Origin of the sequence: Pseudomonas palmensis (assembly GCF_049942755.1) — a bacterium.
GTDB classification, from domain to species: domain Bacteria; phylum Pseudomonadota; class Gammaproteobacteria; order Pseudomonadales; family Pseudomonadaceae; genus Aquipseudomonas; species Aquipseudomonas palmensis.
In genome coordinates this window covers 1,510,284-1,521,442 of record NZ_CP187958.1, presented here as the reverse complement: position 1 = coordinate 1,521,442, position 11,159 = coordinate 1,510,284, and the positions used below count along the sequence as shown (strand labels likewise).

11 protein-coding genes are annotated in these 11,159 nt (G+C 66.8%); 5 read left to right on the top strand and 6 right to left on the bottom strand.

The features are described from left to right. The first annotated feature begins 108 nt into the window (after window positions 1-108). Genes ACPRTJ_RS06965 through ACPRTJ_RS06955 form a run of 3 tightly spaced genes read left to right on the top strand, consistent with a single transcriptional unit; the run spans window position 109 to window position 2,455 of the window. Window positions 109-684 (top strand): YfiR family protein, encoded by a 576-nt coding sequence (locus tag ACPRTJ_RS06965; RefSeq protein WP_043860717.1) that lies wholly within the window; start codon window positions 109-111, stop codon window positions 682-684. Beyond that, window positions 681-1,958 (top strand): diguanylate cyclase domain-containing protein, encoded by a 1,278-nt coding sequence (locus ACPRTJ_RS06960; RefSeq protein ID WP_043860716.1) that lies wholly within the window; start codon window positions 681-683, stop codon window positions 1,956-1,958. Before ACPRTJ_RS06965 ends, ACPRTJ_RS06960 begins: the two co-directional genes overlap by 4 nt. Before the next feature lie 5 nt (window positions 1,959-1,963). Then, on the top strand, window positions 1,964-2,455 hold the full coding sequence (locus ACPRTJ_RS06955) for an OmpA family protein (RefSeq protein WP_058540757.1): 492 nt from the start codon (window positions 1,964-1,966) through the stop codon (window positions 2,453-2,455). Here ACPRTJ_RS06955 and ACPRTJ_RS06950 read toward each other — a convergent pair. Continuing rightward, on the bottom strand, window positions 2,452-3,399 hold the full coding sequence (locus ACPRTJ_RS06950; RefSeq protein ID WP_043860715.1) for a LysR family transcriptional regulator: 948 nt from the start codon (window positions 3,397-3,399) through the stop codon (window positions 2,452-2,454). The genes ACPRTJ_RS06955 and ACPRTJ_RS06950 overlap by 4 nt on opposite strands. Window positions 3,400-3,533: 134 nt before the next feature. Between ACPRTJ_RS06950 and ACPRTJ_RS06945 the strand changes: the two genes are divergently transcribed. After that, entirely contained in the window at window positions 3,534-5,060 is a 1,527-nt protein-coding gene (locus ACPRTJ_RS06945; RefSeq protein ID WP_043860714.1) for a CoA-acylating methylmalonate-semialdehyde dehydrogenase, read from the top strand. A gap of 10 nt (window positions 5,061-5,070) precedes the next feature. Next, complete coding sequence (gene mmsB / locus ACPRTJ_RS06940) at window positions 5,071-5,958, top strand: 3-hydroxyisobutyrate dehydrogenase (RefSeq protein WP_043860713.1); 888 nt, start codon at window positions 5,071-5,073, stop codon at window positions 5,956-5,958. 96 nt (window positions 5,959-6,054) lie between these two features. Here mmsB and ACPRTJ_RS06935 read toward each other — a convergent pair whose 3' ends face one another. The 5 genes from ACPRTJ_RS06935 to ACPRTJ_RS06915 are packed head-to-tail and all read right to left on the bottom strand — an operon-like array spanning window position 6,055 to window position 11,148. Continuing rightward, complete coding sequence (locus ACPRTJ_RS06935) at window positions 6,055-6,987, bottom strand: phosphatidate cytidylyltransferase (RefSeq protein ID WP_043860712.1); 933 nt, start codon at window positions 6,985-6,987, stop codon at window positions 6,055-6,057. A gap of 1 nt (window position 6,988) precedes the next feature. After that, window positions 6,989-7,612, bottom strand: a complete 624-nt coding sequence (locus ACPRTJ_RS06930) for a lysophospholipid acyltransferase family protein (protein ID WP_043860711.1) — start codon at window positions 7,610-7,612, stop codon at window positions 6,989-6,991. Window positions 7,613-7,622: 10 nt separating this feature from the next. Then, complete coding sequence (locus ACPRTJ_RS06925) at window positions 7,623-8,078, bottom strand: hypothetical protein (protein WP_078481796.1); 456 nt, start codon at window positions 8,076-8,078, stop codon at window positions 7,623-7,625. Continuing rightward, window positions 8,075-9,394, bottom strand: a complete 1,320-nt coding sequence (locus tag ACPRTJ_RS06920; protein ID WP_123752300.1) for a phosphatase PAP2/dual specificity phosphatase family protein — start codon at window positions 9,392-9,394, stop codon at window positions 8,075-8,077. Before ACPRTJ_RS06920 ends, ACPRTJ_RS06925 begins: the two co-directional genes overlap by 4 nt. Beyond that, window positions 9,391-11,148, bottom strand: coding sequence for a bifunctional alpha/beta hydrolase/class I SAM-dependent methyltransferase (locus ACPRTJ_RS06915; RefSeq protein ID WP_043860708.1), 1,758 nt, complete (start codon window positions 11,146-11,148; stop codon window positions 9,391-9,393). The genes ACPRTJ_RS06920 and ACPRTJ_RS06915 overlap by 4 nt, the downstream gene beginning before the upstream one ends. Window positions 11,149-11,159: the final 11 nt, after the last annotated feature.

Below are 11,159 nucleotides of genomic sequence, written 5' to 3'. Positions count from 1 at the left end.
GCGCAGCCGACGATTCGGCTGATCCGCCCTTGGAGGCGACCTCGCGGGAAAAGCAGGCGTTATGCTATCTTGCCCCCACGCAAGGCATGGTCTTAAGAGATTTCCTATATGAAGGTCGCCGCCCTTACACCGGGACGTGTAAAACGCTGGAGGCTCATGCTGCTGGCGGCGTTGGTGCTGGTACTTCCGCTGCACGGCATGGCCCAGGGCGCCGCGGCCGCCACACTGGCCGAGCAGCGGGCCAAGGCAGTGACCCAGGTGGTACTGGGTATCCTCAGTTACGCGCGCTGGCCGGTGGAACCCGAACAGCTGCGCCTGTGCCTGATCGGCCCTACCGAATATGCCGACGACCTGGTCAAGGGGACCACCCAGGCCACCGGCCGGCCGCTGACCGTACGTCGCCTGCTGGCGGGGGATCCGCGTATCCTCACCCAGTGCGATGCGGTGTACATCGGCAAGCTCAGTGGCGAGGCGCGCAGCCAGCTCATCAGCGCGATCAATGGCAAGCCGGTGCTGAGCATCAGCGAAGCGGATGACCCCTGTACGGTCGGCAGCCTGTTCTGCCTGCGGGTCAAGGACACCCAGGTGGCCTTTGACGTGAACCTCGACTCGGTGGCGCGCAGCGGCGTGCGCATCCATCCCAGCGTGCTGCAATTGTCGCGGCGCCGAGCGCTGCAGCCATGATCGGCTGGCTCAAGACACGCGAACGGACCACGTTGCGCGCGGTGCTCAGCCGCGGGCACCTGGGCGTGGCGTTGCTGGCCATCGGGCTGGCCGGCATCTCGCTGACCGTGCTGGGGGTGCTGGCATTGCGCGTCTATGCCAACCACAACCTTCACCTGATTGCCCGTTCGATCAACTACACCGTCGAGGCCGCGGTGGTGTTCAACGACAGCAGCGCCGCCAACGAAGCCCTGGCGCTGATTGCTGCGGCCGAGGAAGTGGCCAACGTCAAGGTCTTCGACGATGCGGACCAGTTGCTGGCCAGTTGGGAGCGCAGTGAAGGCGGCATGCTCGACCAGCTGGAGCTCAAGATCGCCCGGACCCTGCTCGAAGAGCCGATCCGGCTGCCGGTGGTGCACCAGGGCCAGCAGGTGGGGCGCATCGAGCTGGTTGGCCAGGGCGGCAGCCTGATGCGCTTTCTGCTCAGTGGTCTGGCGGGCATTCTGCTGTGCACGGCGCTCAGCGCGGTAAGTGCCCTGTACCTGTCGCGCCGGCTGTTCGCCGATATCGTGGGGCCCCTGCGCGGGTTGGCCAGCGTGGCCCATGCGGCGCGGCGCGAACGCAGCTTCGACCGGCGCGTGCCCTCCACCCAGATCGCCGAACTCAACGAGCTGGGCAACGACTTCAATGCCCTGCTCGACGAAATGGAAGCCTGGCAAAACCACCTGCAGAGCGAGAACGAGACCCTGGCCCACCAGGCCAGCCACGACAGCCTGACCGGCCTGCCCAACCGGGCGTTCTTCGAGGGCCGCCTGAGCCGCAGCCTGCGCAACGCGATCAAGCATGGCGACGGGCTGGCGTTGCTGTTTCTGGACAGCGACCGCTTCAAGGAAATCAACGACAGCTACGGCCATGCCGCAGGCGACGAGGTGCTGGTCGCCGTGGCCAGCCGGGTGCGTGCGCAGCTGCGCGAGCACGACCTGGTGGCGCGTCTGGGGGGGGACGAATTTGCGGTGCTGCTTACCCCTCTGCATCGCTTCGAGGATGCCCAGCGTATCGCCGACAAGATAGCCGCCAGCATGAGCCTGCCTATCCGCCTGCCGGACGGCCAGTGCGTCGTTACCTCGTTGAGCGTAGGCATCGCAGTGTTTCCCGATGACGGCCGTACCCCGGCCGAGTTGCTCAATGCCGCCGATGCGGCGATGTACCAGGCCAAGCGTCACACCCGTGACGGGCCCCAGTCGGCAGAGGCGGAGTTCTCTGCGTCCAGCGCAAAAACAGGAGCTGAACCGTGATTCACCTGACTCGATACCTTCGCTTGCACCTGGCCTGTCTGGCCCTGGCCCTTTTCGCCCTCGGCGGCTGCCAGACCCCGCCGCCCAAGGGCCTGACCCCCGAGCAGATAGCCGTGCTCAAACAGGAGGGGTTCACCCCCACCGACGAGGGCTGGACCTTCGGCCTGTCCGGCAAGGTGCTGTTCGGCAGCGACCTGGATGCACTCAACACCCAGAGCCGCGAGATCGTCGAGCGTATCGGCAAGGCGCTGCTGTCGGTGCACATCGAGCGGGTGCGGGTGGATGGCCATACCGATTCATCCGGCAAGGCCAGCTACAACGAACAGCTGTCGGCGCGCAGGGCGGCCAGTGTGGCCAGGGTGCTGGTGGGCGTGGGCATGCGCCCGGAGAACGTCGAGACCCGCGGCCTTGGCAGCCGCGAGCCGGTGGCCAGCAACGACACCGCCGCCGGGCGCACCGAAAACCGCCGCGTGGCGATCGTGGTCGCCTCCGACTAGTCGGCAAAACTCATCGTGTGCGACTCGCCCATCAGCAGGGGCGCGTTGCGCTCGGTCACGTCGCGGATGTAGTCCCACAGCAGCGTGATGCGCTTGAGCTTGCGCAGGTCCTCCCGGCAGTACATCCAGAACTGCCGGGTAATCTCCACTTCCCCCGGCAGCACCGGCACCAGCCGCGGGTCCTGTGCGGCCAGAAAACACGGCAGGATGGCCAGCCCGCGACCCTGCTGGGCCGCCACGTACTGGGCGATCACGCTGGTGCTGCGCAGGTGTGCGGTAGCGGTGGGCAGCAGGTTGGCCAGGTACAGCAGCTCGGAGCTGAATGCCAGGTCGTCCACGTAGCTGATGAACGGGTGCCGGGCCAGGTCGCTGCTGCGCAGGATCGGCTCGTGGTTGTCCAGGTAGTCGCGGGTGGCGTACAGGCGCAGGCGGTAGTCGCACAGCTTGCAGCACACATAGGGTCCGTGTTCCGGGCGCTCCAGCGCGATCACGATGTCGGCCTCGCGTTTGGACAGGCTGATGAAGTGCGGCAGCGGCAGGATATCCACCGAGATCGCCGGGTAGGCATCGACGAAGTGGCTCAACTGCGGGGTGATGAAGAAGCTGCCAAAGCCTTCGGTGCAGCCCATGCGCACATGCCCCGACAGCGCCACGCCCGAGCCGGACACCTGCTCGCAGGCCATGTGCAGGGTGCTCTCGATGGCCTCGGCATAGCTGAGCAGGCGCTGCCCCTCGGCGGTGAGCACGAAGCCGCTGGTGCGCGACTTTTCGAACAGCAACGTGCCCAGCGCCACCTCCAGCGAACTGATGCGCCGCGACACCGTGGTGTAGTCCACGCCCAGGCGCTTGGCCGCGCTGCTGGCCTTGCGCGTGCGCGCCACTTCGAGGAAGAACTTGAGGTCGTCCCAGTTCAGCGACCCCAGGGATGTGATGTTTTTTTGCATGTTGGTCCGGCTTTTATGTGCGTTCTTATTAGAAGTTTGCACATCTATACTCCAATTCAGCCCAGGACCCAAGCACCGTCGCGGCTGCCGCGTCGGCGTTTCTCTCCCTAACAATAAATCCAGGAGAACCCCTCATGAACGCATCCCTCACGCCCGGCCAGACCAAGGTCGACAGCGTCAAGCTGCTGATCGACGGCCAGTGGGTCGAGTCGAAAACCACCGAATGGCGCGACGTGGTCAACCCGGCCACCCAGCAGGTGCTGGCCCGCGTACCCTTTGCCACCGCCGAAGAAGTCGATGCCGCCATCGCTGCCGGCCAGCGTGCGTTCAAGACCTGGCGCGACACCCCGATCGGCGCGCGCATGCGCATCATGCTCAAGCTGCAGGCGCTGATCCGCGAACACTCCAAGCGCATCGCCGTGACCCTGAGCGCCGAGCAGGGCAAGACCATCGCCGACGCCGAAGGCGACATCTTCCGCGGCCTTGAAGTGGTCGAGCATGCGTGCTCCATCGGCACCCTGCAGATGGGCGAGTTCGCCGAGAACGTGGCCGGCGGCGTCGATACCTACACCCTGCGCCAGCCCATCGGCGTGTGCGCCGGCATCACCCCGTTCAACTTCCCGGCAATGATTCCGCTGTGGATGTTCCCGATGGCCATCGTGTGCGGCAACACCTTCGTGCTCAAGCCGTCCGAGCAGGACCCGCTGTCGACCATGATGCTGGTGGAGCTGGCGCTGGAAGCCGGTGTGCCGGCCGGCGTGCTCAACGTGGTGCACGGCGGCAAGCAGGTGGTGGATGCGCTGTGCACCCATACCGACATCAAGGCGATCTCGTTCGTCGGCTCCACCGAGGTCGGTACCCACGTGTACAACCTGGCCGGCCAGCACGGCAAGCGCGTGCAGTCGATGATGGGCGCCAAGAACCACGCCGTGGTGCTGCCCGACGCCAACCGCACGCAAACCCTCAATGCCCTGGTAGGTGCCGGTTTCGGCGCTGCCGGCCAACGCTGCATGGCCACCTCGGTGGCGGTGCTGGTGGGCAAGGCCCGCGAATGGCTGCCGGAGCTCAAGGCCCTGGCCGCCAAGCTCAAGGTCAACGCCGGCAGCGAGCCTGGCACCGATGTGGGCCCGCTGATCTCCAAGCGCGCCAAGGAGCGTGTGCTGGGCCTGATCGAAAGCGGCATCAAGGAAGGCGCCACCCTCGAACTCGATGGCCGCGACGTGCAGGTGCCCGGCTACGAGCAGGGCAACTTCGTCGGCCCCACGCTGTTCTCCGGCGTGACCACCGACATGCAGATCTACACCCAGGAAATCTTCGGCCCGGTGCTTGTGGTGCTGGAGGTCGACACCCTCGACGAGGCCATCGCGCTGGTCAACCGCAACCCGTTCGGCAACGGCACCGGCCTGTTCACCCAGAGCGGCGCCGCGGCGCGCAAGTTCCAGAGCGAGATCGACGTGGGCCAGGTGGGCATCAACATTCCGATCCCGGTGCCGGTACCGTTCTTCAGTTTCACCGGTTCGCGCGGCTCCAAGCTGGGTGACCTGGGCCCCTACGGCAAGCAAGTGGTGCAGTTCTACACCCAGACCAAGACCGTCACCGCGCGCTGGTTCGACGACGACAGCGTCAACGATGGCGTGAACACCACCATCAGCCTGCGTTAAGGAGTCGACCATGCGTATTGCATTCATCGGGCTGGGCAACATGGGCGCGCCGATGGCGCGCAACCTGATCAAGGCCGGCCATCAGCTCAGTCTGTTCGACCTGAACAAGGAGGTACTGGCAGAACTGGCCGAACTCGGCGGGCAGATCAGTGCCTCGCCCAAGGACGCGGCCAGCGCCAGCGAGCTGGTCATCACCATGCTGCCGGCCGCTGCCCATGTGCGCAGCGTGTACCTCAACGAAGACGGCGTGCTGGCCGGCGTGCGCGCCGGTACCCCGGTAGTGGACTGCAGCACCATCGACCCGCAGACCGTGCGTGCGGTGCATGCAGCGGCGGCCAGGCAGGGTGTGGACCTGGCCGATGCACCGGTGTCGGGCGGCACCGGCGGCGCGGCGGCGGGTACCCTGACCTTCATGGTCGGCGCCAGTGAGGCGCTGTTCGCCACCTTGCAGCCGGTGCTGGCGCAGATGGGGCGCAACATCGTGCACTGCGGCGAGGTGGGTACCGGGCAGATCGCCAAGATCTGCAACAACCTGCTGCTGGGCATCTCGATGATCGGCGTGTCCGAGGCCATGGCCCTGGGCAATGCCCTGGGCATCGACACCAAGGTGCTGGCCGGCATCATCAACAGCTCCACCGGGCGTTGCTGGAGTTCGGACACCTACAACCCGTGGCCGGGCATCGTCGAGACGGCGCCGGCATCACGCGGGTACACCGGTGGCTTTGGTGCGGAGCTGATGCTCAAGGACCTGGGGCTGGCCACCGAGGCGGCGCGTCAGGCGCACCAGCCGGTGATTCTGGGCGCGGTGGCGCAGCAGCTGTACCAGGCGATGAGCCTGCGCGGGGAGGGTGGCAAGGACTTCTCGGCGATCATCGAGGGCTACCGCAAGCCCGAGTAGAAAGCATCGCGGGTCAAGCCCGCTCCCACAGGGACTGTGCTGTACCTGTGGGAGCGGGCTTGACCCGCGATCGAGTGCGCAGCACTCGCCTGGCCCTCAAGCCCACCAGTAACGTACAAAGTGAAAGAACACCGGCGCCGCGAAACATACCGAATCCATGCGGTCCAGCATGCCGCCGTGCCCCTCGATCATGTGCCCCCAGTCCTTCACCCCGCGGTCACGCTTGATCGCCGACATCACCAGCCCGCCAAAGAAGCCCATGACGTTCACGGTCAGCGCCATCAGCGCCGCCTGCCAGAAGGTGAACGGGGTGATCCAGAACAGCGTCGCGCCGATCAGCGTGGCCAGTGCCACACCGCCCAGCAACCCCTCCAGCGTCTTGGACGGCGACAGCCGCGGCGCCACCTTGCGCTTGCCGAACAGCTTGCCGCACACGTACTGCAGTACATCGGAAATCTGCACCACCAGAATCAGCCAGGCGATCAACAGCAGGTTGCGCCCCTCGAACCCGGGGATATCCAGCGTCATCAGGGCCGGTACCGACGACAGGCAGTACACCGCGATCATCAGCCCCCACTGCACCTTCGAGGCCCGCTCCAGAAAGCGCGTGGTATCGCCGCCGAAACTGGCCAGGATCGGCAGCAGCAAGAACAGGTACACCGGGATGAAGATACTGAACAACCCGTACCAGTCCATCGCGATCAGCAGGTACTGCACCGGCAGCGCCACATAGAACGCCGCCACCAGTGCCGGGTAGTCGCCACGCCGGGTGGGCGTGAGGGTGAGGAACTCGCGCAGCGCATAGAACGACACGCAATAGAACAGCAGGATGACCCCCAGCTTGCCGAACACGAAGGCCAGGCCGATCACCAGCACCATCACCCACCAGGCATTGATGCGCGCATTGAGGTTGTCGATGACCGCGTGCGGGGCCGGGCCCGCGCGCCATTTGAGCAGGCGCCCGATCAGGCTGGCGAGCAGCAGCAGGCCACCGATACCGGCAAACAGCAGAAGTGTGTTGTGGTCCATCTCAGGATTCCTTGGGGGCCAGGGCCAGCAGGGCAAGGCGTGCCCGTTCCAGAAACGCGTGCTTGCTGTCATCGGGCAAGCGTTGCAGCGGCTCGCCGAAGCTCAGGGTGCACAGCAGCGGCAGGGGCAGGGCACGGCCCTTGGGCATCACCCGGTTGAGGTTGGCGATCCACACCGGGATCAGCTCCACCTCGGGGTGGGCACTGGCCAGATGGAACAGCCCGCTCTTGAACGCCAGCAAGGGCTCGTCGCCCAGGTTGCGCGTGCCTTCGGGGAAGAAGATCAGCGAGTCGCCCTGCTCCAGCGCCGCATGGATCGGCTGCAAGGGGTCGCTCTGAGCCTCGCTGTGCTGGCGGTCGATCAGCACGCCGTTGAACACCCGGTTGATCAGAAATTGGCGAATGCCCGGTTTTTGCCAGTAATCGGCCCCGGCCACCGGGCGGGTGTGCCGGCGCAGTTCCTGGGGCAGCGAGGCCCAGATCAGCACGAAGTCCCCGTGGCTGCTGTGGTTGGCGTAGTACAGGCGTTGCACCGGCTGCGGTGTACAGCCCAGCCACAGGGCGCGGGCGCCCGTGATCAGGCGGGCCACCGAGGTGATGCCGAAGGCGGTGAGGGCGGCTAGCATGACGAGGTCCTTATCCGACGAGAGAAAGCCAGGGCAGGCACAGGATGCCGGCAATCGCCAGCAGTACCTGCACGCCAAGGCACAGCAGTTGCTGGCGCATCAGGCGCAGTGCGGCCCGGCTGCGCGCCTGCCAGTCGCGGTCGTCGACCGGGGCGGGCTTGAGGCCCAGGTCGAACAGCGCCTGGTCCAGCGCGCGGGTAGTTGGCGACAAGGTTGCGGCCTGGGTGGCCAGGTGCGCGAACAGCTCGGCGTCCAGCGCAACCCGCATGCCCCAGTATTTTTGCAGCAGGCCGGCTGCCAGCAGCAGTACGCACAACAGGGCGCCGATCACAGGGGCCGGCGCGCCGGCAAGTGGCGCCAGGCCATAGGCCAGCGCCAGCAGGCTGATGCCGTCCGACAGGCGTTCCACCTGGCGCCCGCGCCGCAACAGGCTGGCCACCAGCGCCAGGTGGGTCTGGCTACTCACAGGCCGCCCCCCGCCGGCAGGCTGTCGATCACCTGGCGGTGCGCCGGGTGCAGCACGACCCCTGGGCGGGCCTGGGCGATCAGTTGCTGGGCCTGCTGCGCGTTCTGGCAGCGCCCGCCGAGTACCAGCCAGGCGGCCACGGCGCAGGCACTGCGCGAGTAACCCAGGGCGCAGCACACCAGTAGCGGGCCCTGCTGGCGCAGTCGCTCGATGGCCTGGGCCGCCTCGCGGCAACGTTCGGCACTGGGCACCACCAGGTCCAGGCAGGGCAGGCTGCAATAGGCCTGGCCCGGCGTGTGTGCCGCCGGCAGTTCTGCACACAGGTCGACCACCGCGGCAAACGATGCCGCCTGACCTCGTGCAGGCACCCGCCCCAGGTACACCCCCTCGCACACCTCGTCGGCCTGTGGATGGCGGCGCGTCCACCAACGCGAATTGAGCCAGGCGCCGATCAGGTACGGCGCCAGCAGCCAGCGCGCGGCATACGACAACTGGCCGCTCGGGCCTTTCTGAAAGCCCTCGGCGCCCAACACGGCATAGTTGAGCGCCACCATCAGCAGTGCGAGGGCGGGCCACAACAGCAACAGGGCGATACCGCCGGCATACAGCGCCAGCCCACCCAGCACGGCGCTGCCCAGCGCGTAGTACGCGGCCAGGCGCCAGCGCCGGCGGTCACGGGTCGGCTGCAGGCTGCCCAGTACCGGCCGGCCCTCCACGGGCCACAGCCATACACACAGCGCGCCTGCCACTGCGCCACTGGGCACGTCGATGAAGTGGTGCTGCCAGGTGGTCAGCACCGACAAACCGATCAACCCCATCCAGCCATGCAGCAGCCAGCGCATCAGCCGCCCACGGGTGTGCCGGGCGAACATCGCCCAGATGATCACCAACAGCGCGATGTGCAGCGAAGGGGCCTGGTTGAACGGCTTGTCGAAGCCCATCAGCACATCGAACAGCCAGCCGAACACACCCTGCAGTTCAGGGCGCTCGAAGGTGAAGCGCAGCGGCCACAGCAGAAAGCCGGCGATGCAGATCAACTGTGCGCTCAGCAGGCGCAAGGCATGCCGGTCCATCTCCAGGCGGCTGAGCGGCAGCAGGAAGGACAACCCGTACAGCAGGTCGATGGACCAGTACGGCAGGATGGTCCACGGCCACAGCGGGATGCTGCTTTCCCAGGCGAACACCAGGCTGCCGACGTCGCTGCGCCCGGCGGTGAAGGTGTTGCTCAGGCCATAGCTCAAGAAGAACAGCGGCCCGAGCAACAGTAGCCAGAGCACGCCGCGCCGGATCAGGCCCGGCTCGCGCACTGTGCTCATTCAGCAACTCGCTGGGCCAGGCTGACGCTGAAGATGCCCCACTCGTCGATGCGCTGGCACACCTTGCGAAAGCCTGCCGCTTCCACCAGCTGGTCCATCTCCACCTGGCTGCGCCGACGCATCACCCAGGCCTGACCGGCGCGGTGGCTGGTCAGGGCGCGGGCGATCATCTCCAGCTGCGGGTGCCACGGCTGGCCGGTGTATACCAGGTAGCCGCCCGGCGCCACGGCCTGGGCCAGGCCGCCCAGCGAGTCGCCGACCATCTGGTTGCTGGCGAACAGTTCATACAGCCCCGATACCACCGCCAGGCTCGGACGCGGTTCAAGGGTGGCCAGGCTCTGCGCATCGAAGGCATCGCCCTGCACGAAGCGGGCGATGTCGGCCAGGCCTTTGTGTTCGATCAGCGCCGTGCCTTCGCGCACGTTGAGCTCGCTGTAGTCGCGCAGCAGGATCGAATCCGGGCGCTGCTCCAGGCCCTGCAGGGCTTCGAGAATGTAGCGGCCATGGCCGGCGGCGATGTCGACGATATGCACCGGTGCGCCTTGTTCGCGCAGGCGCTCGATGGCCAGGCGCAACAGCTCTTCCACATGCAGCTTGCGCTGGCGGATGCCCTTCCAGCCGATGGCGTCGAGGTAGTTGCGGTCGATCATGCGGCCCAGCTTGCCCTTGCCGGTGGCCTGGTTGCGGTAGACGTAGTCCAGCGTGCTGCCCGAATCGAAACCGGTGTCGAAGCCCAGCTTGACCCCGCTCGACAGGCCCTTGCCCAGGCGCAGGCCGGCGCGGGTTGCGCGCCAGTACAGGTCGGCCGGCGAGTTGCGTGGCAGCGGCGCGGCCAGGCTTTCGGCCTCGGCGCAGCTGGCGCCGAGCTGGTCGGCATCGAGCAGCGACGGGCGCTGGGGCGCCACGCTGAAGCAGTGCTCCACGAAGCGCCGGATACGCGCCAGCGCATGCCCGCGATCACGCTCGCCGAGGGTGTCGTGGAAGAAGCCGGGCAGCACGTGCTTTTCCTTGTGTACGCTGCCCAGGCGCTCGAAGAACTGCTCCTGCGGCTGGCGCTTGACCACGAAGTCGGCGCCGGAAATCAGCAATTGGGTCGGCACCTGGATCGCCTGGGCATCGGCCACAACGCGATCGGCAGCTTCGTACAGCCCCAGCAGCATGTTCACCGAAATCGGCCGGCTGATCAGCGGGTCGTTTTCATACGAGGCGATGCGCTCGGGGTCGTGGCTGAGCAGGCGCGGCTTGACGTAGCTGTTGACGAAGAAGTTGCCGCGCCAGGCGCGCATCAGCTTGAGCCCCGGGCGGGCGAACGGCACGTACAGCTTGACCTTGAAGGCCGGCGAGGCGAGCACCAGGCAGCGCACCTTCGGCGCATAGTCATGCGCCCAGGTTGCGATCAGCACGGCGCCGACACTTTGCGCCAGCACCGCCATGTCCTGTTCGTCGATGGCATGCTCGCGGGCGATGTGCTCGATGAAGGTCTGCACATCGCGCACGCTGCACGCGAAGCTCGGGCTGTCGCCACGGGCCCCGGGCGACTCGCCATGGCCACGGGCGTCCCAGGCGAAGAAGTCATGGCCGGGCAGGTCGAGTTCATCCACCAGGTGGGCCATGCGCCCGCCGTGTTCGTGGCCACGGTGGAACAGCACCACGGCGCGGCGCGGCTGGCCGGGCTGGCGGTTGGCCGGCCAGTGGCGGTAATGCAGCTCTACGCCGTCATGGGTGGTGAAATGCAGGGATTGCGCGGTGCGCATGGCAAATATCC

What these genes read in the sequence shown, in the direction of transcription:
- ACPRTJ_RS06950 (WP_043860715.1), bottom strand. Translation starts at nt 3,399, where the DNA reads ATGCAAAAAAACATCACATCCCTGGGGTCGCTGAACTGGGACGACCTC.
- mmsB (WP_043860713.1), top strand. Translation starts at nt 5,071, where the DNA reads ATGCGTATTGCATTCATCGGGCTGGGCAACATGGGCGCGCCGATGGCG.
- ACPRTJ_RS06945 (WP_043860714.1), top strand. Translation starts at nt 3,534, where the DNA reads ATGAACGCATCCCTCACGCCCGGCCAGACCAAGGTCGACAGCGTCAAG.
- ACPRTJ_RS06935 (WP_043860712.1), bottom strand. Translation starts at nt 6,987, where the DNA reads ATGGACCACAACACACTTCTGCTGTTTGCCGGTATCGGTGGCCTGCTG.
- ACPRTJ_RS06930 (WP_043860711.1), bottom strand. Translation starts at nt 7,612, where the DNA reads ATGCTAGCCGCCCTCACCGCCTTCGGCATCACCTCGGTGGCCCGCCTG.
- ACPRTJ_RS06915 (WP_043860708.1), bottom strand. Translation starts at nt 11,148, where the DNA reads ATGCGCACCGCGCAATCCCTGCATTTCACCACCCATGACGGCGTAGAG.
- ACPRTJ_RS06965 (WP_043860717.1), top strand. Translation starts at nt 109, where the DNA reads ATGAAGGTCGCCGCCCTTACACCGGGACGTGTAAAACGCTGGAGGCTC.
- ACPRTJ_RS06960 (WP_043860716.1), top strand. Translation starts at nt 681, where the DNA reads ATGATCGGCTGGCTCAAGACACGCGAACGGACCACGTTGCGCGCGGTG.
- ACPRTJ_RS06920 (WP_123752300.1), bottom strand. Translation starts at nt 9,394, where the DNA reads ATGAGCACAGTGCGCGAGCCGGGCCTGATCCGGCGCGGCGTGCTCTGG.